Source organism: Duganella sp. Leaf126 (assembly GCF_001423125.1).
In the GTDB taxonomy this organism is placed as follows: Bacteria; Pseudomonadota; Gammaproteobacteria; order Burkholderiales; family Burkholderiaceae_D; genus Rugamonas.
In genome coordinates, this window is record NZ_LMNW01000031.1 from 399,786 (window position 1) to 421,239 (window position 21,454).

General features: G+C 65.7%; 19 protein-coding genes. 12 read left to right on the plus strand and 7 right to left on the minus strand.

What is annotated here, in order from left to right:
- Nucleotides 1-3 precede the first annotated feature (3 nt).
- On the minus strand, nt 4-1,179 hold the full coding sequence (locus ASF61_RS15095; protein ID WP_056157247.1) for an HlyD family secretion protein: 1,176 nt from the start codon (nt 1,177-1,179) through the stop codon (nt 4-6).
- Between the two features lie 131 nt (nt 1,180-1,310).
- On the opposite strand from ASF61_RS15095, the gene ASF61_RS15100 reads away from it, so the two are divergent.
- The 3 genes from ASF61_RS15100 (at nt 1,311) to ASF61_RS15105 (ending at nt 2,854) form a co-directional block, all read left to right on the plus strand.
- Complete coding sequence (locus tag ASF61_RS15100) at nt 1,311-2,009, plus strand: TetR/AcrR family transcriptional regulator (RefSeq protein ID WP_056157249.1); 699 nt, start codon at nt 1,311-1,313, stop codon at nt 2,007-2,009.
- 62 nt (nt 2,010-2,071) lie between these two features.
- Nucleotides 2,072-2,254, plus strand: coding sequence for a hypothetical protein (locus ASF61_RS23420; RefSeq protein ID WP_156369602.1), 183 nt, complete (start codon nt 2,072-2,074; stop codon nt 2,252-2,254).
- Nucleotides 2,255-2,296: 42 nt separating this feature from the next.
- On the plus strand, nt 2,297-2,854 hold the full coding sequence (locus ASF61_RS15105; protein ID WP_056157251.1) for a GNAT family N-acetyltransferase: 558 nt from the start codon (nt 2,297-2,299) through the stop codon (nt 2,852-2,854).
- A gap of 65 nt (nt 2,855-2,919) precedes the next feature.
- Here the strand turns inward: ASF61_RS15105 and ASF61_RS15110 are convergent, their stop codons facing one another.
- Entirely contained in the window at nt 2,920-3,591 is a 672-nt protein-coding gene (locus ASF61_RS15110) for a thiol:disulfide interchange protein DsbA/DsbL (protein ID WP_056157253.1), read from the minus strand.
- Between the two features lie 128 nt (nt 3,592-3,719).
- Between ASF61_RS15110 and ASF61_RS15115 the strand changes: the two genes are divergently transcribed.
- On the plus strand, nt 3,720-5,036 hold the full coding sequence (locus tag ASF61_RS15115) for a M20/M25/M40 family metallo-hydrolase (RefSeq protein WP_082491706.1): 1,317 nt from the start codon (nt 3,720-3,722) through the stop codon (nt 5,034-5,036).
- Between the two features lie 402 nt (nt 5,037-5,438).
- Here ASF61_RS15115 and ASF61_RS15120 read toward each other — a convergent pair whose 3' ends face one another.
- Nucleotides 5,439-6,350 (minus strand): LysR family transcriptional regulator, encoded by a 912-nt coding sequence (locus ASF61_RS15120; protein WP_056157256.1) that lies wholly within the window; start codon nt 6,348-6,350, stop codon nt 5,439-5,441.
- 93 nt (nt 6,351-6,443) lie between these two features.
- Between ASF61_RS15120 and ASF61_RS15125 the strand changes: the two genes are divergently transcribed.
- From ASF61_RS15125 to ASF61_RS15135, 3 genes are all read left to right on the plus strand, one after another.
- On the plus strand, nt 6,444-6,884 hold the full coding sequence (locus ASF61_RS15125; protein ID WP_056157259.1) for a PACE efflux transporter: 441 nt from the start codon (nt 6,444-6,446) through the stop codon (nt 6,882-6,884).
- Nucleotides 6,885-6,930: 46 nt separating this feature from the next.
- Nucleotides 6,931-8,160 (plus strand): YeeE/YedE family protein, encoded by a 1,230-nt coding sequence (locus ASF61_RS15130; protein ID WP_056157261.1) that lies wholly within the window; start codon nt 6,931-6,933, stop codon nt 8,158-8,160.
- A 99-nt stretch (nt 8,161-8,259) separates the two neighbouring features.
- Nucleotides 8,260-9,057: a PhzF family phenazine biosynthesis protein gene (locus ASF61_RS15135; RefSeq protein WP_056157264.1), complete on the plus strand. Its 798-nt coding sequence runs from the start codon at nt 8,260-8,262 to the stop codon at nt 9,055-9,057.
- Nucleotides 9,058-9,077: 20 nt separating this feature from the next.
- Here ASF61_RS15135 and ASF61_RS15140 read toward each other — a convergent pair whose 3' ends face one another.
- On the minus strand, nt 9,078-9,323 hold the full coding sequence (locus tag ASF61_RS15140; protein WP_056157266.1) for a hypothetical protein: 246 nt from the start codon (nt 9,321-9,323) through the stop codon (nt 9,078-9,080).
- Between the two features lie 159 nt (nt 9,324-9,482).
- Between ASF61_RS15140 and ASF61_RS15145 the strand changes: the two genes are divergently transcribed.
- On the plus strand, nt 9,483-10,844 hold the full coding sequence (locus tag ASF61_RS15145) for a PLP-dependent aminotransferase family protein (RefSeq protein ID WP_056157268.1): 1,362 nt from the start codon (nt 9,483-9,485) through the stop codon (nt 10,842-10,844).
- A 56-nt stretch (nt 10,845-10,900) separates the two neighbouring features.
- Here the strand turns inward: ASF61_RS15145 and lpdA are convergent, their stop codons facing one another.
- The 3 genes from lpdA to aceE form a co-directional block, all read right to left on the minus strand.
- Nucleotides 10,901-12,697 carry a dihydrolipoyl dehydrogenase gene (lpdA, locus tag ASF61_RS15150; protein WP_056157270.1) on the minus strand — a complete coding sequence of 599 codons (1,797 nt, stop codon included), beginning with the start codon at nt 12,695-12,697 and terminating at the stop codon, nt 10,901-10,903.
- A gap of 9 nt (nt 12,698-12,706) precedes the next feature.
- A complete protein-coding gene (gene aceF / locus ASF61_RS15155; protein ID WP_056157271.1) occupies nt 12,707-14,386 on the minus strand; it encodes a dihydrolipoyllysine-residue acetyltransferase in 1,680 nt (559 codons plus the stop codon).
- Between the two features lie 151 nt (nt 14,387-14,537).
- Nucleotides 14,538-17,228, minus strand: a complete 2,691-nt coding sequence (aceE, locus tag ASF61_RS15160; RefSeq protein ID WP_056157273.1) for a pyruvate dehydrogenase (acetyl-transferring), homodimeric type — start codon at nt 17,226-17,228, stop codon at nt 14,538-14,540.
- Nucleotides 17,229-17,498: 270 nt separating this feature from the next.
- Here aceE and folD point away from each other — a divergent pair, with 270 nt between their 5' ends.
- From folD to ASF61_RS15180, 4 genes are all read left to right on the plus strand, one after another.
- A complete protein-coding gene (folD, locus tag ASF61_RS15165; protein ID WP_056157275.1) occupies nt 17,499-18,344 on the plus strand; it encodes a bifunctional methylenetetrahydrofolate dehydrogenase/methenyltetrahydrofolate cyclohydrolase FolD in 846 nt (281 codons plus the stop codon).
- A 106-nt stretch (nt 18,345-18,450) separates the two neighbouring features.
- The gene (locus ASF61_RS15170) at nt 18,451-20,529 is read left to right on the plus strand and encodes a M3 family metallopeptidase (RefSeq protein WP_056157277.1); all 2,079 of its coding nucleotides are present in this window, start codon (nt 18,451-18,453) and stop codon (nt 20,527-20,529) included.
- Nucleotides 20,530-20,540: 11 nt separating this feature from the next.
- Nucleotides 20,541-20,966 carry a DNA polymerase III subunit chi gene (locus tag ASF61_RS15175; protein WP_056157279.1) on the plus strand — a complete coding sequence of 142 codons (426 nt, stop codon included), beginning with the start codon at nt 20,541-20,543 and terminating at the stop codon, nt 20,964-20,966.
- Entirely contained in the window at nt 20,963-21,355 is a 393-nt protein-coding gene (locus ASF61_RS15180) for a hypothetical protein (protein ID WP_056157282.1), read from the plus strand. The genes ASF61_RS15175 and ASF61_RS15180 overlap by 4 nt, the downstream gene beginning before the upstream one ends.
- The last annotated feature ends 99 nt before the right edge of the window (nt 21,356-21,454 follow it).

Here is a 21,454-nt window from a genome sequence, read left to right on the forward strand (position 1 = left end):
TCCTTAGCGGGCCGTCGCCGGGGCCGGTGCAGCGGCGACTTTACGCTCGGCGGTATCCTGGTGGATCGCCACCTCGGCGATCGCCGACATGCCCGGCACCAGGCGGCCGTTCAGGGCCTTGATGTCTTCTGGGCGGAACACGATCTTGACCGGCACGCGCTGGACGATCTTGGTGAAGTTACCGGTGGCGTTATCAGCCGGCAGCAGCGCGAACTGCGCGCCCGATGCCGGTGCAAAGCTGTCCACGGTGCCGGTCAGTTCATGACCGGGCAAGGCGTCGATGGTGACCTTGACTTGCTGACCGCCCTTGAGGTCGGCCAGCTGGGTTTCCTTGAAGTTGGCGGTCAGCCAGACGTCGTCCTGCACGATGGCAGTCAGTTGCTGGCCGGGCTGCACGCGCTGGCCGACTTCGATCGAGCGCTTGCCGATGCGTCCGCCGACCGGCGCCAGCACACGGTTGTAGGCCAGCTGCTGCTGGGCGTCCTTGAGCTGCACGCGCAGGACCCCGACCTGCGCCTTGAGCACGTCGCGCGCCGACTGGGCAGCAGCGATCTGGGCGCGCGCGGCGGCAGCGTTGTCCTTGCGCGCGGCCAGGTCGGCCATGGCGCTGGCGCGGCCGGCGACCGACGCGTCCAGTTCCGCTTTCGAGACGGCCTTCATCTGGTCGTTGTACAGCTGGCCGAAGCGGTCGGCGTCCTGCTTGGCGCGCACCAGCTGCGCCTGCGATTGCGCCACCTGGGCGGCGGCCGAACTGGCCTGCGCCTTGACCTGGGCGATCTGGGCGTCGGCCTGCAGCACCTGCTGCTCGGCGCTGTTGATCTGGGCCTGGATCTGCTCGACCTTGACGCCCTGGTCGAACGGATCGAGTTCGGCGATCACGTCACCCGCGCGCACCACCTGGTTATCCTCGATCAGCACCTTGGTGACCACGCCGGCAATGCGCGACGACACCGGGTGCACGTGACCGGCCACGTAGGCATTGTCCGTTTCGACATAGTTATGGCTGCGGTACCACATGCGACCGCCGACGCCGATGGCAACGAGCGCGATGATGCCGGCCACGATCAACACCTTGCGCTTGGACTTGGCGGGCACGGCAGGCGCACCCTGGCTGCTTTTGGACGGCTCCGACGAGGTTGCGCCTGGACCTTTTTGTTCTTGCTGTTCTTGGTTGGACATGCACTGCTCCGAAAATAATGAAAAGGGATGAGCGCATTATTGGGCGGTTTCGATTGGAAGTCAAGAAATGAAACGATTGCATTTCATTTTTATTTGGGCTAGCATGGCGCCATTCCACATCATAGAGCGCCATGAAAAAAGACAACGTTTCGCTTGAGGAAGAGCTCGACTGCCCGAACGGCACGGAACCCGATCAGTGCTTCGGCAAGTCGGCTGGCCGGCCGCGCGCGGCCGACAAGGAGGCGCGCGAGCAAGCACTGGTGCACACCGCCGCGCGGCTGTTCATGGACAAGGGTTACAGCAAGGTCAGCCTGGAAATGATCGCCCGCGAAGCCCATGTTGCCGTGCGCACCATTTACGTCAAGTTCGGCGGCAAGGCCGGCTTGCTCAGTGCAGCCATCACGCGCGGACGCGCCAAGTTCTTTTCCGACATGACCAGCCTGGAAACCGACACCCGCGCCATGGAAGCCATCCTGGGCGACTACGCGCTGCGCTTCCTGGAACTGGTGTGGCAGCCGGCCTTTGTCGACCTGCACCGCATGGTGGTGGCCGAAGCCCGCACCACGCCCGAGCTGGCAGAGACGTTCTACGATGCCGGCCCGCGCAAGTCGCGCGAGCAGCTGAGCCAATTTTTCGCCCGGCCCGACATCGCGCCGCGGCTGCGCAACGATCTGCCGCCCGAGTTTCTGGCCGTGCATTTCGTCAACTGCCTGATGGGCGACACCATGCGCCGCATGCTGTTTCCACCGGACCAACAGCCGTCGAACGCGGACATCCGCCGCCAGGCCGCCCGGGGACTCGATCTGTTCCTGCGCAGCGCGGTTCTCTAGGATGCCACCGGTATGTACAAGTTTGCCATTTGATCTATACTAATCCTTTACAAGGAGTGCATATGAGCAAAACAAATAGACTGGACTGGAGCAGACAAGTCACCCTCATGAACGAGCGCATCAAGAACTTCCAGGCCAACCCCGGCCAGGAACAGCTGGACGCCGTCATCGAAGAACTGAAAGCCTACGCCGAAGCGGCCCGCAACGGCGGCATCGAAATCCCGGCACGTTTCACCGTGAATTGAGCGCGCGCCCTGCCCTGCCATGCGCGCGCAGCGGCCAGCCACATGATCATCCGTACCCTGCAAGCGAACGACGCCCCGGCCTTGCTGGCGTTCGAACTGGCCAACCGCGCGTGGTTCGCGCAGCATGTGGCAGTCCGCCCCGCCTCGTTCTACTCCCGCCAGGGCGTCGCCGCCCACATCACCGACTATCTCGACCTGCACCGCCAGGGCACGCTGCTGCCCTGCGTGCTGGTGGACGCCGCTGACGCCGTTGACGCCATGGCGGGCGGCGGGGCAATCGTCGACCGGGCCAACCTGCGCCATATCGACCGCGCGGCCGCTACCGGCGAAGTCGGCTACCGCATCGCCCACGCTGCCGCCGGCCGCGGCCTGGGCAGCCTGGCGCTGCGCCACCTGCTGCACGCTGCCCGCCACGACTACCAGCTGCGCACCGTCGACGCCTGGATCACGGACGAAAACCCGGGCTCGCGCCGCCTCGCGGAAAAACATGGTTTCGTGCGCCTGGATCTGGCGCCGCTGCCGGAACGCTGCGGCGGCGTGCAGCGTTGGGCGTACGGATACCGCTGCATCCTTGCGCCGACAGCCGACTGCGCGGCATAAAAAAAAGCCGCCCGGTATGCACCGGGCGGCTCATCGTGGTCCAGCCGTCGAATTCAGCCGTCAAATTACTTGCGCGACTGCGCCACCAGCGCGTCGAGCACCTGCAGCGTGGCAGCCGTCAGCTGCTGGCGCGGCAGGTTGGGGTTGGCGGCGTCCACCATCGACGGGTTGGTCAGGTAGCGGCCATCGACGATGACGGTCGGCGTGCTGGTGACCTCGTAGGCAGCTGCCACGCGGCCGGCGTTTTTCAGGCGCGTGTTGACCGCGAACGAGTTGTACACGGCCAGGAATTTGTCCTTGTCGATGCCGTTCTTGACGGCCCACTCGATGTTGGCGTCGTCGCTTTGCAGGCGCTTGCGTTCCACGTGCCAGGTCTGCAGCACCTTGGCGTGCAGCTGCGTTTCGAGCTTCATCGCTTCGAGCGTGAGGAACAGGTGCGCTTCCGGATCTTTTTCGCCGGTCAGCGGCAGGTGGATGCGGCGGAAGCTGATGTTGTCGCCCTGCTTCTTGACCCAGTCCAGCATGGCCGGCTCCAGCGCGTAGCACGCCGGGCAGTGGTACATGAAGAACTCGATCACTTCGACCTTCTTGCCCTCGGCCTGGACCGGCTGCGGATTTTTCAGCGTGGTGTACTCGGCGCCGCTCTTGGGCGCGGTGGGTGTAGCGAGGGCGGTGCCAGCCAGCATGGCGGCAACGGCGGCAGTGACGGCGGCGGTCAGGAAGGTACGACGGAGCATGGTTATCCTTTAAAAAAATCTGCACTGGGAATATACCAGCTTCCGGCACGCGCCGGCAGCGCCGCAATCGCATTTCACATTAATTACACTACGCTACAATTGCTCACACATCTGCTGCCGGAGTCACCGTGAAAATATCGCTGTCATCCCCTGCCCTGCTGGTTCCGGCGCTGCTCCTGGCCCTCGGCTGCGCCCACGCTGCCGACCTCTCGCCCACCGAGCAGAACATCGTCGCCAGCATCAAGGCGCGGTCGCCGCAGGCGCTGCAGTTGCTCGAGCAATCGGTCAACATCAACAGCGGCACCATGAACCACGCGGGCGTGCGCGCGGTGGGCCAGCTGTACCGGCAGGCGCTCGACCAGCTGGGCTTTGCCACGCGCTGGATCGACATGCCGCCGGCCATGCAGCGGGCCGGCCACCTGCTGGCCACGCGCGCAGGCAGCGCCACTCGGGGCAAACGCCTGCTGCTGCTCGGCCACCTCGACACCGTGTTCGAAAAGGACAGTCCGGTGCAGCGGTGGCAACGCAACGGCGACCGCGTGCGCGGCCAGGGCGTCAACGACATGAAGGGCGGCGACGTCGTCATCCTCGAAGCGCTGCGCGCGCTGCACCGCGCCGGCGCGCTCGACGACACCACCATCACCGTGATGTTCACCGGCGACGAGGAGGACGCGGGCGAACCGATCGCCGTCTCGCGTGCCGACATGGTCGCTGCGGCCAGGCGCAGCGACATCGCGCTGTCGTTCGAGGCCACGATGCGCAACCGCGCCGGGCAGGACACCGGCACCGTCGGCCGCCGCTCGTCGTCGTCGTGGGAGCTCGAGGTCAAGGGCCGGCAGGGTCACTCGAGCGCGATCTTCACCGACAAGGCCGGCTACGGCGCCGTGTACGAGGCAGCGCGCATCCTCGACGGCTTCCGCCAGCAGGTGATCGAACCCGATCTGACCTTCAGCGCGGGACTGATCGTCGGCGGCACCGAGGCCGCTGTCGATGCTGCCGGCACCAAGGGTCAGGCGGCCGGCAAGACCAACGTCATCGCCCGCTCGACGCTGGTGCGCGGCGACCTGCGCTACCTGAGCTACGAACAGCGCGACCGCGCCCACGCCACCATGCGCGCCATCGTCGCCCGCAACCTGCCCGGCACCAGCGCCAGCATCACCTTCCACGACGCCTACCCGCCGATGCCGCCCACGCCCGGCAACCTGGCCGTGCTGGACGTGTATTCGCAAGCGAGCAGCGACGCCGGCCTCGGTCCCATTCCCGCCCTGCCCCCGGGCCAGCGCGGCGCCGGCGACATCCAGTTCGTGGCCGCGCTGGTCGACAGCCTCGACGGCCTGGGCGTCGCCGGCAACGGCGCCCACTCGCCCGACGAAGACTTCGACATCGCCTCCCTCGAACGCGCCACCATCCGCAGCGCCCTGCTGATCTACCGCCTCACGCATTGAAGCATCCGTTTTCAGACGCTCCACCACCGTAACGGAGCGCCTGAAAGCCTTCAGGGCAAGGCGCTGCAACGCCCCGCGAAGTTTTCAAGCGCATCCTGGAGCGTCTGAAAGTCTCCAGGGCAAGGCGCAGCGCCGAAGACAGCACGCCAGTACGGCAAGGCGCTGCAACGCCGCCATGGAGGCTTTCGGACGCTCCACCCCGTAACGGAGCGCCTGAAAGCCTTCAGGGCAAGGCGCAGCGCCGAAGACAGTACGCGAGTACGGCGAGGCGCTGCAACGCCCCGCGAAGTTTTCAAGCGCATCCTGGAGCGTCTGAAAGTCTCCAGGGCAAGGCGCAGCGCCGAAGACAGTACGCAAGTACGGCGAGGCGCTGCAACGCCGCCATGGAGGCTTTCGGACGCTCTACCGATGGCCGGGGCGGGCTTCGAGACCGTCGATATCCTTCATCAACGCAATCAGCCGCTTGGCCCCCAGCCCCAGCGGCCGGTCATTAACCCACACCACGTCCACCCACAGCCGCAGCTGGTTGCTCATGCTGGCAAAATCGATCGCCAGCAGCGCGCCATCGGCCAGCAGCGGCGCCACCAGGCGCCGGGGCAGGAAGGCCCAGCCGATGCCGGCCTGCACCATGCCCAGCGTGGCCTGGTGGCTGTCGGTGCGCCACAGCTTGCGCGACACCAGCACGCGCTGGTCTTCCTGATGCGCAGCGCGGCTGACGATGGCGACCTGGCGGATATCGACCAGGTCTTCGAGCCGGAAGTGGCCATTGCGCTCGCGCGCCAGCGGATGCCGCGGCGAGATCACGGCGGCCAGCACCTCGCTGCCCAGTTCCTGGAAGCTCTCGCGCTCATCGACCTGCGGCCGGTCGTAGAGCAGCGCCAGCTGCGCGGTACCGTCGTGCAGCATGCGCCGCGCGTCGGCCTGCGGCGCCGACAGCACATCGACTTCCAGCGACGGGAATTCCTCGGCCAGGCGCGCCAGCGGCTCGCCCCAGGCGGCCGAGAGCAGCTCGGGCGACACTGCCAGCGTGAGACGGCGCTCCAGTCCCTGGTGCAGCGACAGCGCATGCGCCTGCAGGCGACGCAGCTGCCCGGCCAGGTGACGCGCCTCCGCCTCCAGTGCGCGCGCCATCCCGGTCGGCACCACGGCGCGCGAACTGCGCTCGAACAGCTGCAGGTCCAGCTCCGCCTCGAGGTTGGCGATCGCCATGCTGACGGCCGACGGCACCCGGTGCAAGGCGCGGGCGGCGGCGGAAAAAGAACCGTGGTCTAGCACGGCAAGAAAGAGTTCGACGTTATCGCTGGAAAAGGCCATAAGCAATGCTGTCAGATAAACTGATAACTGTCCACTTTAACTGTCAGATAAATTCAACTATCATCGATCGATTGATGTTTAAGGGAATCTATCATGCAGGGACTGAAACGCAAGATCGTGTACGTATCGTTGTTCGAGCTGTTCGCGGTGGCGCTGACCACCACCACGCTGGTGCTGATGGCCGGCAGCAGCGGCGCCCACGCCAGCGTGGCGGCGGTGGCGTCGTCCACCATCGCCGTGATCTGGAATTTCATTTTCAATACGCTGTTCGAAGCGTGGGAATCGCGCCAGGCCACCAAGGGCCGCAGTGTGGCGCGCCGCATCGCCCATGCGGTCGGTTTCGAGGGCGGGCTGGTCGCCTTCCTGGTGCCGCTGTTCGCGTGGTGGCTCGATATCTCGCTGTGGGACGCCTTCATCGTCGACCTGTGGATCGTGGTGTTCTTCCTGGTGTACACCTTCCTGTTCAGCCTGGCCTTCGACCGCATCTTCGGTCTGCCGGCGTCAGCGCAAGGCGCACCGGCGCACGCAGCGTGAACGAAAATAGCGGAAAATAAAGGCTGATCTTTTATTCGTCATTACCATGTCCACCACCATCTCTCCCACCAGCGCGGCGCCGTGGCGCCCACCTTCCCGGATCAACCCCGGCGCCCTCTCGGTGGCGCTGGCCATCATCGTGCTTGGCGCCTGCTACCTGGGCCAGGCGGTCGGCCCGCGCCAGGCAGCGCTGTACGTGGTCGGCGCGCTGCTGGGCGTGACGCTGTATCACGCGGCGTTCGGCTTCACGTCGGCCTGGCGGGTGTTCATCGCCGACGGCCGTGGCCAAGGATTGCGCGCGCAGATGGTGATGCTCGCTGTCGGCGTGGCGCTGTTCTTCCCGGCGCTGGCGGCTGGCTCGCTGTTCGGCGAACCGGTCAAGGGGCTGGTGGCGCCGGTCGGCACCTCGGTGGTGGTCGGTGCCTTCATCTTCGGCATCGGCATGCAGCTCGGCGGCGGCTGTGCGTCCGGCACGCTCTACACGGTGGGGGGCGGCAGCACGCGCATGATCGTCACGCTGCTCGCTTTCATTGCCGGCTCGCTGATCGGTACTGCCCACATGCCGTTCTGGACTTCGATGCCGCAACTGGCGCCGGTCTCGCTGGTCAAGTCGCTGGGCCTCGCGCCGGCGCTGGCCCTGAACTGGCTGGTGTTCGCGCTGATCGTGGCGGTGACCGTGGCGGTGGAAAAACGTCGCCACGGCAAGCTGGTCGCCGCCCACGTGCAGCCCGACCACAGCGCGCGCTGGCTGCACGGCCCGTGGCCGCTGGTGGCCGGCGGCATCGCCCTGGTGCTGCTCAATTTCGCCACGCTGGCCCTGGCCGGCCGCCCGTGGGGCGTCACCTCGGCCTTCGCGCTGTGGGGCGCCAAGGCCGCCACGCTGGCCGGTATCGATGTCGCCAGCTGGACCTACTGGTCGGCGCCGGCCAACGCCGCCACGCTGACCGCACCGGTGATCGCGGACGTGACGTCGGTGATGGACATCGGCATCGTGTTCGGCGCCATGCTCGCGGCAGCCCTGGCCGGGCGCTATGCGCCGGTCTGGCGCGTGCCGCTGCGCTCGCTGGTAGCAGCCGTGGTGGGCGGCCTGCTGCTCGGCTACGGCGCACGCCTGGCCTACGGCTGCAACATCGGCGCCTACTTCAGCGGCATCGTTTCGGGCAGCCTGCACGGCTGGCTGTGGCTGGTAGCCGCCTTCACCGGCAATGTGCTCGGCACCCGGCTGCGGCCGTGGTTCGGGCTCGAGGTGGAGCGGGTGAGGCCGACGGCTTGCTGATCCTCTAACCGGCGATGCGCGATCCGATACAGCAGCGCATCCGAACGGCACGCGCCTGCGCTGGAGCAGCCAATACACCGTCAACCGATTGAAACCACCATGCAGATCCACGACTTCCGCTGCTTCGGCGCCCATGCCGGCGGCGGCAACCCGGCCAGCGTGATCGAAGGCGAACGGTCAGATCCCGAAGCACGCCAGGCTTTTGCACATACGCGCAAGACCACCTGCGTGTGGATCGATCCGTCCGGTGCAACGGGGGTCGCAGCCAGTATCGACTATTACTATCCCCATGCGCGCAGTCCGCTGTGCCTGCACGCGACCCTGGCTGTCGGCCAGCGCCTGTTCACGCAGCACGGCGCTGCCAGCCAGCTGACGGTAATGACTGCGCTGCACGGGCAGCGGCTGGGGCTGGTGCGGGGCCTTGATGGCGAGATCTACGTCAGCCTCGAACGCCAGCCGGTCTCGCAAGCGGCGCCCACACCCGCTGCGATCGCAGCGCTGCTGGCCGCGCCAGGCCTGGCGTTGTTGGCGCCAGCGCGCGTGGCATCGGTCGGCAGTCCGAAGCTGCTGGTGGAAGTGGCCGATGCCGCCACCTTGCATGGTTTAGCTCCGGACTTGACGGCAATCGCCGCCTGGAGCAAGACCGCAGGCGTGAGCGGCATCTATGCCTACTGCCAGGGCGATGACGGCAGCTACCAGGGCCGTAACTTCAACCATCTCGACCCGGCGCTGGAGGACAGCGCCACCGGCGTGGCAGCAGGCGCCCTGACCGCCCTGCTCGGCCACGGCATCACGCTCAGGCAGGGCCGGGCCACGGGACGCGACTGCTTGCTGAAGACGAAGATCGACGGCGACCGCATCCTGGTGGGAGTCCGGGTCGAGCCTGCGACGCAATAGCGCGCAACAGGCAAGCTGCATCACCAGTTCATGTTCAAGTCCATCCCGAACGTCTTGGCAAGAATATAGGTCACGAAGGTCAGCACCAGCAGCGTCAGTACAAATCCGACGACTACCTTGACGCTGGCGCGCAGCACGGCGCGCCGCTCTTCTTCCTTGCCCTTCTTTTTACCCTGATCGTAGTGCCACTTGATGGCGTAGAACATGCCCGTGCCGAGCACGAGGAATTTGAATATAAAGAAGACTACCGGGATCCAATCCACCATATCGCGTATTTCCTGACCGTTGCTGGCACAATTAACTGGCACCATGTGCCGTAAAAACGTCGGCGGCTCCCACGCGGGCAATCCGGCGCCGTCCGTTCTGCAGCATACTACCCAAAAGCAATTTCCATACATCGAGACAAAATGTCCCAGTTAAGCGCCATGCAAGACGACTGTTTGCCGGGCTGGCTGCCGCGCCTGGCGCCGCATGGCGGCCCGCGCTTCCTGCAGATTGCCGATGCGCTGCAGGCGGCGGTGCGCAGCGGCGCCTTGCTGCCCGGCGACAGGCTGCCGCCGCAGCGCCAGCTGGCGGCGCAGCTGAACATCGACCTGACCACGGTCACGCGCGCTTACGACGAGGCCAGGCGCCGGCACCTGCTCGAGGGGCGCGGCGCACGCGGCACCTATGTCGCGGCGCCAAAGGTCGACCTGACCACGGTGCTCGACCTGAGCATGAATACCCCGCCGCCGCCGGCCGGCGTGGACTTCGACGCCCTGCTGCAACAGGGCGTGGCGCAGGTCCTGATGCGCACGGACAGTGCGATGCTGATGACGTACCAGCTGGGCGGCGGCAGCGACGCCGACCGCGCGGCCGGCGCCCGCTGGCTGGCGCCGATGGTCGGCCCCCTGGACGCGCAGCAGGTGCTGGTCTGCCCCGGGGCGCAAGCCGCGCTGGCCGCCCTGATCCTGGTGCTGACGTCACCGGGCGATGTCATCCTGACCGAGCCGGCCAGTTATCCGGGCCTGCTGACCGCAGCGGCGCAGCTGGGCCGGCGCGTGGTCGCGGTGCAGGCGGACCAGCACGGGATGGTGCCGGCGCTGCTCGAGGCAGCATGGCGCCAGCACCGGCCGGCGCTGGTGTACCTGAATCCGACCCTGCACAACCCCACCACCGTCACCATGCCGGAACAGCGGCGCCGGGCGCTTGCCGACGTTGCGCGGCGCTGCAAGCTGCGCATCGTCGAGGACGATCCCTACTGGCTGCTGGCCGAAGCGCCGCCGCCACCGCTGGCCACCTTTGCACCGGACCAGATTGTCTATATCTCGACCCTGTCGAAATGCCTGACGCCCGGCCTGCGCGTCGCCTTCGTGCTGCTGCGCGCACCGCAGGAGCGCGAACGCTTGCTGGCCGCGCTCAGATCGTTCGCGCTGATGGCTGCGCCGCTGACGGCCGCGCTGGCCACCCAGTGGATCGTCGACGGCTCGGCCGAGCGCCTGATGCAGGGCGTGCGCCAGGAGGCGCGCCTGCGCCAGCAGATGGCGCGCGACCTCCTGGCGGGGCGCCATGGCGGCTGCGGCGACGGCCTGCATGTCTGGCTGGCGTTGCCGTCGTACTGGCATGCTGCGCAGCTGGCGCAAGCCGCCGCCAGCGAGGGCATTGCCGTCATGCCGGCCGACGCGTTCGCCGCGGGCAGCGGCGGCGCCAACGCGATCCGCGTGTCGCTGGGCAGCATCAGGGACCGTGGGCAGCTGCGCGCGAGTCTGCAGCGGCTGTCGCAGCTGCTGGCACGCCGTCCCGCATAAAAAAAATGCCGCCCAGCTCACGCTGGACGGCACTGCGGCAATCCTGGCAGGACCGCTTATTTTTTGCGCGGCGGCGGCAGGTCGGTGCACGAACCTTCGTACACTTCGGCCGCCATGCCGATCGACTCGCCCAGGGTTGGGTGCGGGTGGATGGTCTTGCCGATGTCGGTGCCGTCGCAACCCATTTCGATGGCCAGCGCGATCTCGCCGATCATGTCGCCGGCGTGGGTGCCGACGATGGTGCCGCCGATGATGCGGTGGGTTTCAGCGTCGAACAGCAGCTTGGTAAAGCCCTCGGCGCGGCCGTTGGCCACGGCGCGGCCCGAGGCGGCCCACGGGAAGTGGCCCTTCTCGACCTTGATGCCCTTGGCCTTGGCTTCGTCCTCGGTGATGCCGGCCCATGCCACTTCCGGATCGGTGTAGGCCACCGACGGAATCACCTTCACATCGAAGTGCGACTTCTGGCCGGCAGCCGCTTCCGCCGCCACGTGGCCTTCGTGCACGGCCTTGTGCGCCAGCATCGGCTGGCCCACCAGGTCGCCGATGGCGAAGATGTTCGGCACGTTGGTGCGCATCTGGCTGTCGACCGGGATGAAGCCACGGTCGGTCACCACCACGCCGGCCTTGTCGGCAGCGATCTTCTTGCCGTTCGGGCTGCGGCCCACGGCCACCAGCACCAGGTCGTAGACCTGCGGCGCCGGCGCCGGTGCGCCCGCTTCGGCCGCTTCGAACGTGACCTTGATCCCTTCGGGCAGCGCTTCCACGCCGACCGTCTTGGTCTTGGTCATGATGTTGTCGAAGCGCTTCTCGTTGAACTTCTGCCAGACCTTGACCGCGTCGCGGTCGGCGCCCTGCATCAGGCCGTCCATCATTTCGACCACGTCGATGCGTGCACCAAAAGTCGAGTACACGGTCGCCATTTCCAGGCCGATGATGCCGCCGCCGATGACCAGCATGCGTTTCGGGATCTGGCGCAGTTCCAGCGCGCCGGTCGAATCGACGATGCGCGGGTCTTCCGGCACGAACGGCAGCTTCACCACCGACGAACCGGCAGCGATGATGGCCTGCTTGAACTGCACCACTTTCTTGGTGCCGTCGGCGGCCGTCACTTCGATGTGGTTGGCGCTCAGGAACTGGCCGACGCCGGTGACGATCTGGGTCTTGCGCGCCTTGGCCATGCCGGCCAGGCCGCCGGTCATGTTCTTGATCACGCCTTCCTTGTACGCGCGCACCTGGTCGATGTCGATCTGCGGTTTGGCGAAGGTGACGCCGGTCTTGGACATGTGCTCGGTTTCGTCGATGACGGCAGCCACGTGCAGCAAGGCTTTCGATGGAATGCAGCCGACGTTCAGGCACACGCCGCCCAGCGTGGCGTAGCGCTCGACGATCACGGTGTTCAGGCCCAGGTCGGCCGCGCGGAACGCTGCCGAGTAGCCGCCGGGACCACCGCCCAGGACCATCATGTCGCAATCGATATCGACCTGGCCGCTGTAGCTGCCGCCGACCGGGGCCGGCGACTGCGCTGCCGCCACGGGGGCCGCCGCAGCGGCCGGCGCCGGCGCTGCAGCAGGGGCAGGTGCGGCTGCGGACGATGCGGCAGGTGCAGCAGCGGCGCCGTCAGCGGCATCGACCACCAGCATCGGCACGCCTTCCTTGACCTTGTCGCCCACCTTGACCAGCACCTGCTTGACCACGCCGGCGTGCGACGACGGCACTTCCATCGACGCCTTGTCCGATTCCACGGTGATCAGCGACTGGTCCACCTTGATGGTGTCGCCGATCTTGACCATCACTTCGATTACTTCGACTTCTGCGAAGTCGCCGATATTCGGCACTTTCACTTCTGTGCTCATAGTCGCTCCTTACAGCAGAATTTTGCGCATGTCGCCGAGCACTTCGCTCAGGTACACGGAGAAGCGGGCGCCCATGGCGCCGTCCACCACGCGGTGGTCGTACGACAGCGAGGTACCCATCATCAGGCGTGGCTGGAAGGCCTTGCCGTCCCATACCGGCTTGATCGAGGCTTTCGACAGGCCCAGGATCGCCACTTCCGGCGCATTGACGATCGGCGTGAAGTGCGTGCCGCCGATGCCGCCCAGCGACGAAATGGTGAAGCTCGCGCCCTGCATGTCGGCCGGCTTGAGTTTGCCTTCGCGCGCCTGCAGCGACAGCTCCGTCATTTCGCGGGCGATCTGCGATACCGATTTCTGGTCGGCATTCTTGATCACCGGGACCACCAGGCCGTTCGGCGTGTCCGCCGCGAAGCCGATGTTGTAGTACTGCTTGAGGATCAGGTTCTCGCCCTTGGCGTCGAGCGACGCATTAAACGACGGGAATTTCTTCAGCGCGGCCACCGACGCCTTGATCACGAAGGCCAGCATGGTCAGCTTGGCGGCATCCTTGTTCTTGGCGTTGGCGTTGTTGGTCTCGACGCGGAAGGCTTCCAGGTCGGTGACGTCCGCTTCGTCGAACTGCGTGACGTGCGGGATCTGCACCCAGTTGCGGTGCAGGTTCGGACCGCTGATCTTCTTGATGCGCGACAGCGGCTGCAGCTCGGTCGGGCCGAACTTGGAAAAATCGAGCGACGGCCATGGCAGCACGTTGAAGTTGCCGCCACCGGCGTTCGACGCGGCGGCGCCGGCAGGTGCTGCCGTGGTGCCGGCCATCACGCCCTTGACGAAGTTCTGCACGTCGGCCTGGGTGATGCGGCCTTTCGGACCGGAGCCGGGCACCTTGCCCAGGTCCACGCCCAGTTCGCGCGCGAACTTGCGGATCGACGGCGAGGCGTGCGCCAGCTTGCCGGTCTGGACCGAGCCTTGCGATGCGGTCGGGGCAGCGGCTGCAGGTGCAGGCGCTGCCGCAGGGGTGGCGCTCGGCGCCGGCGCCGGTGCCGCAGCGGGAGCAGCAGCAGCGGAAGCCGATGCAGGCGCAGCGGCGGGGGCAGGTGCGGCAGCGCCGCCCGCTGCCTCGACCACGAACACGATCGAGCCCATAGCCACCTTGTCGCCGACCTTGACCTTGACTTCCTTGACCACGCCGGCGTGCGACGACGGGATTTCCATGCTGGCCTTGTCCGATTCCACGGTCAGCAGCGACTGGTCCACCTTGATGGTGTCGCCGACCTTGACCATCACCTCGATCACTTCCACTTCCTTGAAGTCGCCGATGTCCGGCACCTTGATCTCGACCGGACCGGCCGCTGCTGCCGGGGCAGCAGCTGGTGCCGGAGCAGCAGCAGCGGCGGGCGCCGGTGCCGGTGCAGCAGCCGCAGGGGCTGCAGCAGCAGGTGCCGCCGCCGCAGCGTCTTCGCCTTCGAGCAGCAACAGCAGGCCGCCTTCGGCGATCTTGTCGCCGACCTTGACCTTGATTTCCTTGATCACGCCGGCCGCCGACGATGGAATTTCCATGCTGGCCTTGTCCGATTCGACCGTCACCAGCGACTGGTCCACCTTGATGGTGTCGCCGACCTTGACCATCACCTCGATGACTTCCACTTCCTTGAAGTCGCCGATATCCGGGACTTTGACTTCCACAATGCTCATAGCGTTTGCTCCGTATTCTGTTTAGTGTCAGGGGGCTCGTACAACCGTAGCGAGCGGCTTGTCATCGTCTCGAGTAGCGGAAGCGTACGGCGGTACGCTGAGCAACGGAGAGGCGATGGCAAGTCGCGCAGTAGGTTGTTCGAGTACCCTGTTATTGAGTCACCGGGTTAGGCTTGTTCGGATCGAGGTTGTACTTGGCCACTGCCTGTTCAACCACGGACACGTCCAGCTTGCCCTCTTCGGCCAGCGATTTCAGTGCGGCGACCGTGATGTAGTAACGGTTCACCTCGAAGAATTCGCGCAGCTTGACGCGGCTGTCCGAACGGCCGAAACCGTCGGTGCCCAGTACGCGGTAGGTACGGTCCTTCGGAATGAAGGCGCGGATCTGTTCCGCAAACGCACGCATGTAGTCGGTGGTGGCAACGATAGGACCGGTGGTGTCCTTCATCAGCTGCGCCACGTACGGTACGCGCTGTTCCTTGGTCGGGTTGACCAGGTTCCAGCGTTCGGCATCCTGGCCATCGCGCGCCACCAGGGTCAGCGACGGTGCGGACCAGACGTCGGCCGCGATGTTCCAGTCGTTTTTCAGCAGTTCCTGCGCCGCGATCGACTCGCGCAGGATGGTACCGGAACCCATCAGCTGGACGCGCTGCTGCAGCGACTCGTCGCCCTTCTGCAGCAGGTACAGGCCTTTCAGGATGCCCTCTTCCTGCCCCGGCTTGATGCCAGGGTGCGGGTAGTTCTCGTTCATGATGGTGATGTAGTAGAACACGTCTTCCTGTTCTTCCACCATGCGGCGCATGCCGTCCTGGATGATGACGGCCAGCTCGTGACCGAAGGTCGGGTCGTACGGCATGCAGTTCGGTACCGCAGCGGCAAACAGGTGGCTGTGGCCATCTTCGTGCTGCAGGCCTTCGCCGTTGAGCGTGGTGCGGCCGGCGGTGCCGCCCATCAGGAAGCCGCGCGCGCGCATGTCGGCGGCAGCCCATACCAGGTCGCCGATGCGCTGCATGCCGAACATCGAGTAGTACGTGTAGAACGGGATCATCACGCGGTTGTTGGTCGAGTACGAGGTCGCCGCAGCGATCCACGAGCTCATGCCGCCCGCTTCGTTGATGCCCTCTTGCAGGATCTGGCCGGCCTTGTCTTCGCGGTAGTACATCACCTGGTCCTTGTCGACCGGCTCGTACAACTGGCCCTGCTGGTTGAAGATGCCGACCTGGCGGAACAGGCCTTCCATGCCGAAGGTGCGCGATTCGTCGACCAGCACCGGCACGATGCGGGCGCCGACGCTCTGGTCTTTCAGCAGCGTGGTCAGGATGCGCACGTAAGCCTGGGTGGACGACACTTCGCGGCCTTCGGCGGTGGCGTCGAGCACGTTCTGGAAGGCCGACAGCGGCGGCACCGTCAGTTTTTCATCGGCCTGCATGCGGCGCGCCGGCAGGTAGCCGCCCAGCGCCGCGCGGCGCTCGTGCAGGTACTTGATTTCCGGGGCGTCGTCGGCCGGCTTGTAGAACGGGATATCGGCCAGCTTGTCGTCCGGGATCGGGATCGAGTAGCGGTCGCGCATTTCGCGCACGGCTTCGTCGGTCAGCTTCTTGGTATTGTGCGCGGTGTTGCGCGCTTCGCCGTGCTTGCCCATGCCGAAGCCCTTGATGGTCTTCACCAGCAGCACGGTCGGTTGACCCTTGTGTTCCTGGGCGACCTTGAAGGCGGCGTAGATCTTGTGCGGATCGTGGCCGCCGCGAGTCAGGCGCCAGATGTCGTCGTCGGTCATGTTGGCAACCATCTCCAGCAGCTTCGGATGCTTGCCGAAGAAGTGCTTGCGCACGTAGGCGCCATCCTTGGCCTTGTAGTTCTGGTATTCACCGTCCACGGTGTCCATCATCACCTTGCGCAGGATGCCTTCCTTGTCCTTGGCCAGCAGCGCGTCCCAGCCCGGGCCCCACACCACCTTGACCACGTTCCAGCCGGCGCCACGGAATTCGCCTTCGAGTTCCTGGATGATCTTGCCGTTGCCGCGCACCGGGCCGTCGAGGCGCTGCAGGTTGCAGTTGACCACGATGACCAGGTTGTCGAGCTTTTCGCGCGAAGCCATGCCGATCGCGCCCAGCGATTCCGGCTCGTCCATCTCGCCGTCGCCGCAGAAGGCCCAGACCTTGCGGTCGGTGGTGTCGGCGATCGAGCGCGCGTGCAGGTACTTCAGGAAGCGCGCCTGGTAGATCGCCATCAGCGGGCCCAGGCCCATCGACACGGTCGGGAACTGCCAGAAGTTCGGCATCAGTTTCGGGTGCGGGTACGACGACAGGCCCTTGCCGTCGACTTCGCGGCGGAAGTGCAGCAGCTGGTCTTCGGTCAGGCGGCCTTCGAGGAAGGCGCGCGCGTACACGCCCGGCGACGAGTGGCCCTGGATGTACAGCAGGTCGCCGCCGTGGTTCTCGCTCGGCGCTTTCCAGAAGTGGTTGAAGCCGATGCCCAGCATGTTGGCCAGCGAGGCGAACGAGGACAGGTGGCCACCGAGGTCGCCGTCGAAGCGGTTGGCCTTGACGACCATCGCCATCGCGTTCCAGCGCATCCACGAGCGCAGTTTTTCTTCGTATTCGAGGTTGCCGGGGCAGCGTTGCTCCTGGTCGGCAGGGATGGTGTTGACGTAGGCGGTGTTGGCGGAGAACGGGATGTCCGAACCGCTCTGGCGGGCCAGGTCGATCAGGCGTTCGAGCAGGTAGTGGGCACGGTCAGGACCTTCTTGTTCGAGGACCGAGGCCAGGGAATCCAACCATTCTTTGGTTTCTTGCGAATCAGGGTCGGTGCTTGCCGCAACCTGGTCGATGTGATCTGACATGTGTTAAGTCTCCTGAGTTGAAGGTGCCCGGATGATACCGATGTCGGGCCAGTGGAACGCTGATTATTTACCAATACTTCTATGACGTGTGGGGATTCTAACAGTGATTTTTTGCTTTTCCAAACTATGATAAGGCATTTCATATTATGAGATTTCCCTATGAAAATCTTGTGCGCTGCAGCATCGCGGGCGCCCGGAAATCGCGGGGCGGCGGGCGTTAGCGCTTATAATCGTGCTTCCCTCTCCCACTCCCTTTCACCTGGTTAAATCATGGCTGCTCAACTGATCGACGGAATCGCCCTTTCCCAAAAACTGCGCGCGGAAATTGCTGCACGTGCTGCCGCGCTGACCGCGCAAGGCAAACAACCCGGCCTGGCCGTGATCCTGGTCGGCGACGATCCGGCCAGCCATGTGTACGTGCGCAACAAGGTCAAGGGGTGCGAGGAGGCCGGTTTCTATTCGCTCAAGGAGCAATACCCGGCCGACCTGACCGAAGCGGCGCTGCTCGAACGGATCGCAGCCCTGAACGCCGATCCGAAGATCCACGGCATCCTGGTGCAGATGCCGCTGCCCAAGCACATCAACCCGCACAAGGTGATCGAGGCGATCGCCACCACCAAGGATGTCGATGGCTACTCGGTGCTGAGCGCCGGCGAGCTGATGACGGGCCTGGCAGGCTTCCGTCCGTGCACGCCGTACGGCTGCATGAAGCTGATCGAGAGCACCGGCGTCGACCTGAAAGGCAAGCACGCGGTGGTGATCGGCCGCAGCAACACCGTCGGCAAGCCGATGGGTCTGCTGCTCTTGCAGGCCAACGCCACCGTCACCATCTGCCACAGTGCGACCCCGGACCTGGGCGTGTACACGCGCCAGGCCGATGTCGTGGTCGCGGCAGTCGGCCGCCGCAACGTGCTGACTGCCGACATGGTCAAGCCGGGCGCCATCGTGATCGACGTCGGCATGAACCGCAACGACGAAGGCAAGCTGTGCGGCGACGTCGATTTTGCCGGCGTGCGGGAAGTGGCGTCGCACATCACCCCGGTGCCGGGCGGCGTCGGCCCGATGACGATCACGATGTTGCTGATGAATACGGTGGAAGCTGCCGAGCGCGCGTAACCGTATTCGTTCGATCCCCGCCTGCGCGGGGATGACTGAGTTGAATTCGCCGGCCCTGAGCCGTCATTCCCGCGCAGGCGGGAATCCAACTTGTTTTGGAACCGACATGACCACAGACGCAAGCAATCCCCTCCTCGACTTTTCCGGCCTGCCGCGTTTCGACGCCATCCTGGCCGAGCACGTCACCCCCGCCATCGACCACCTGCTGGCCCGCTCGCGCACCGTGGTGCAGCAGCTCGCAGCGCCGCAGGACGACGTGACCTGGGACAGTTTCGTCACGCCGCTGGAAAACGCCACCGAGCTGCTGGGCCGCGCCTGGGGCATCGTCAGCCACCTCAACAGCGTGGTCGATACGCCCGAGCTGCGCGCCGCCTACAATGACAACCAGCCCAAGGTCACCGAGTTCTGGACCGAGCTGTCGCAGAACGAAGCGCTGTTTGCCAAGTACAAGGCGCTGCGCGCATCGGACGGCTTTGCCAGCCTGTCGCCGGCGCGCCAGCGCATTGTCGACAACGCCATCCGCGACTTCCGCATGGGCGGCGCCGAACTGCCGGCCGACAAAAAAGCGCGCTTCGCGGCGATCCAGGAAGAACAGGCGGCCGTCTCCACGCGCTTCTCGGAAAACGTGCTTGATGCCACCAACGACTACAAGCTGCTGGTGACCGATGAAGCGGAACTGGCCGGCCTGCCCGACGATGTGAAAGCAGCCGCGCATGCCGCCGCCACCAAGGACGGCAAGCAGGGCTGGCAGTTCTCGCTGCATTTCCCGTCCTACTACCCGATCCTGCAGTTTGCCGACAACCGCGCGCTGCGCGAGACCGTCTACCGCGCCAACGCCACCAAGGCTTCGGACCAGGGCGACATGTTCAGCAAGAAGGACGAGTGGGACAACACGCAAAACATCGTCACCCTGCTGCGCCTGCGCGACGAGGAAGCCAAGCTGCTCGGCTACAGGAACTTTGCCGAAGTGTCGCTGGTGCCGAAGATGGCGCAGTCGCCCGAACACGTGATCGGCTTCCTCGAAGACCTGGCGCAGCGCGCCCGTCCGTTCGCGCAACAGGACCTCGACGAACTCAAACAGTTCGCCCGGGACGAGCTGGGCATCGCCGACCTGCAGGCCTGGGACATGCCGTACGCGTCCGAAAAGCTGCAGGAACGCCGCTATGCGTTCTCGGCCCAGGAAGTCAAACAGTACTTCCCCGAGCACAAGGTGATCGACGGCCTGTTCCGCCAGATCCGGCAACTGTTCGCGGTCGAGATCAAGCCCGACGTCGCGCCCGTGTGGCACAAGGATGTGCGCTTCTACAGCATCGAGCGCGACGGCGTGCTGATCGGCCAGTTCTACCTCGACCTGTACGCGCGCGCCGGCAAGAGCGGCGGCGCCTGGATGGACGACGCGCGCGGCCGCCGCGCCACCGCCCACAGCGTGCAGACGCCGGTCGCCTACCTGACCTGCAACTTCACCGAACCGGCCGTGGTCGATGGCGTGGCCCAGCCGTCGCTGTTTACCCACGACGAAGTGATCACGCTGTTCCACGAATTCGGTCACGGCCTGCACCACATGCTGACCCAGGTCGACGAGCTGGCCGTCTCCGGCATCGCCGGCGTCGAGTGGGACGCGGTGGAACTGCCATCGCAGTTCATGGAAAACTTCTGCTGGGAGTGGGACGTGCTCGAGCACATGACCGCCCACGCGCGCACTGGCGAACCGCTGCCGCGCGCGCTGTTCGACAAGATGCTCGCCGCCAAGAACTTCCAGTCCGGTCTGCAGACGCTGCGCCAGGTGGAATTCTCGCTGCTCGACATGCACCTGCACTACGATTACGATGCGGCCAGCGGCCAGACCGTGCAGCAGCTGATCGACCGCGTGCGCGCCAGGTTTTCGCTGGTGGTGCCGCCGGCCTTCAACCGCTTCCAGAATGCGTTCGGCCACATCTTCTCCGGCGGTTACGCGGCCGGCTACTACAGCTATAAGTGGGCCGAAGTGCTGTCGGCCGATGCGTACGCCGCCTTCGAGGAAGCCAAGGCGCTGGGGCCGGCCGCCACCACCGAGGCGGGCCAGCGCTACCTGCGCGAAATTCTGTCGGTCGGCGGCTCGCGCCCGGCGCTCGAATCGTTTACCGCCTTCCGCGGCCGCGAGCCGAGCATCGACGCCCTGCTGCGTCACAGCGGCATGGCGGCTTGAGCGGAGCGGCCATGACGCGCATCGACTTCCACACCAACATCCCCGACAAGGTCGCCTACGCCTGCCGCCTGGCGCGCAAGGCGTTCGGCGCCAACCATCGCATCGTGGTGCTGACCGACGATGCGCAGCAGCTGGCCGAACTCGACGCCGCCATGTGGACGTTTTCCGCCACCGATTTCCTGCCGCACGTGCCGGCCGGCGATGCACTGGCCGGGCAGACCGCCATCATCCTCACCGACAGCGATGCGGCGCAGTTGCCGCATACCGAGTTATTGGTGAATCTGTCGCGCCGTACGCCTGCCTGCGTGGACCGATTCGAGCGCATGATCGAAGTGATTTCCTCGGACGAGCAGGATGCCGCTGCCGGCCGCAAGCGCTATGTCGCGTACAAGCAGCAAGCGTATCCGCTCACTCACTTTGTCGCAGGAAAATCATGAACGCAAACTTTGATCACAGCATTCCCGTGCTGACCGAGGTGCTGGCGACAGAACCCGGCGCAGACCCGCTCCCCGTCGCCACCGACATTGGCGGTCCCACCAAAGCCGAGTCCGCCACCGCGCTCGAAGCGCACGCGCTCGCGCACTGGTCCGGCGCCGACTGGGCGCTGATGGAGCAGCGCCTGGCCGAACGCATCGTGCACAAGCTGCAATCGCGCGTCGACTTCGTGCTCGAGCAGCGCATCAGGGACTGCATGGCCGACGTGCTCACGCACGCGGTGCAGGGCCTGACCAACGACATCCGCAGCGGCCTGCACGACACCATCGAAAAGATCGTCGCGCGCGCCGTCTCGCAGGAACTGGTGCACCTGCAGGCGCAGAAAAAGTAATCGGCCCGTTCTCTCCCTCCATCCGCGGTCGCGCACCGCCCTGTCGTGGTGCGCGCACCGCACCGCTGGCGGGCATGCGCGCACCAGCGCGGCAAGCCC

What these genes read in the sequence shown, in the direction of transcription:
- ASF61_RS15095 (WP_056157247.1), bottom strand. Translation starts at nt 1,179, where the DNA reads ATGTCCAACCAAGAACAGCAAGAACAAAAAGGTCCAGGCGCAACCTCG.
- aceF (WP_056157271.1), bottom strand. Translation starts at nt 14,386, where the DNA reads ATGAGCATTGTGGAAGTCAAAGTCCCGGATATCGGCGACTTCAAGGAA.
- aceE (WP_056157273.1), bottom strand. Translation starts at nt 17,228, where the DNA reads ATGTCAGATCACATCGACCAGGTTGCGGCAAGCACCGACCCTGATTCG.
- lpdA (WP_056157270.1), bottom strand. Translation starts at nt 12,697, where the DNA reads ATGAGCACAGAAGTGAAAGTGCCGAATATCGGCGACTTCGCAGAAGTC.
- ASF61_RS15125 (WP_056157259.1), top strand. Translation starts at nt 6,444, where the DNA reads ATGCAGGGACTGAAACGCAAGATCGTGTACGTATCGTTGTTCGAGCTG.
- ASF61_RS15105 (WP_056157251.1), top strand. Translation starts at nt 2,297, where the DNA reads ATGATCATCCGTACCCTGCAAGCGAACGACGCCCCGGCCTTGCTGGCG.
- ASF61_RS15130 (WP_056157261.1), top strand. Translation starts at nt 6,931, where the DNA reads ATGTCCACCACCATCTCTCCCACCAGCGCGGCGCCGTGGCGCCCACCT.
- ASF61_RS15145 (WP_056157268.1), top strand. Translation starts at nt 9,483, where the DNA reads ATGCAAGACGACTGTTTGCCGGGCTGGCTGCCGCGCCTGGCGCCGCAT.
- ASF61_RS15175 (WP_056157279.1), top strand. Translation starts at nt 20,541, where the DNA reads ATGACGCGCATCGACTTCCACACCAACATCCCCGACAAGGTCGCCTAC.
- ASF61_RS15140 (WP_056157266.1), bottom strand. Translation starts at nt 9,323, where the DNA reads ATGGTGGATTGGATCCCGGTAGTCTTCTTTATATTCAAATTCCTCGTG.
- ASF61_RS15120 (WP_056157256.1), bottom strand. Translation starts at nt 6,350, where the DNA reads ATGGCCTTTTCCAGCGATAACGTCGAACTCTTTCTTGCCGTGCTAGAC.
- folD (WP_056157275.1), top strand. Translation starts at nt 17,499, where the DNA reads ATGGCTGCTCAACTGATCGACGGAATCGCCCTTTCCCAAAAACTGCGC.
- ASF61_RS15180 (WP_056157282.1), top strand. Translation starts at nt 20,963, where the DNA reads ATGAACGCAAACTTTGATCACAGCATTCCCGTGCTGACCGAGGTGCTG.
- ASF61_RS15100 (WP_056157249.1), top strand. Translation starts at nt 1,311, where the DNA reads ATGAAAAAAGACAACGTTTCGCTTGAGGAAGAGCTCGACTGCCCGAAC.
- ASF61_RS15170 (WP_056157277.1), top strand. Translation starts at nt 18,451, where the DNA reads ATGACCACAGACGCAAGCAATCCCCTCCTCGACTTTTCCGGCCTGCCG.
- ASF61_RS15135 (WP_056157264.1), top strand. Translation starts at nt 8,260, where the DNA reads ATGCAGATCCACGACTTCCGCTGCTTCGGCGCCCATGCCGGCGGCGGC.
- ASF61_RS23420 (WP_156369602.1), top strand. Translation starts at nt 2,072, where the DNA reads ATGAGCAAAACAAATAGACTGGACTGGAGCAGACAAGTCACCCTCATG.
- ASF61_RS15110 (WP_056157253.1), bottom strand. Translation starts at nt 3,591, where the DNA reads ATGCTCCGTCGTACCTTCCTGACCGCCGCCGTCACTGCCGCCGTTGCC.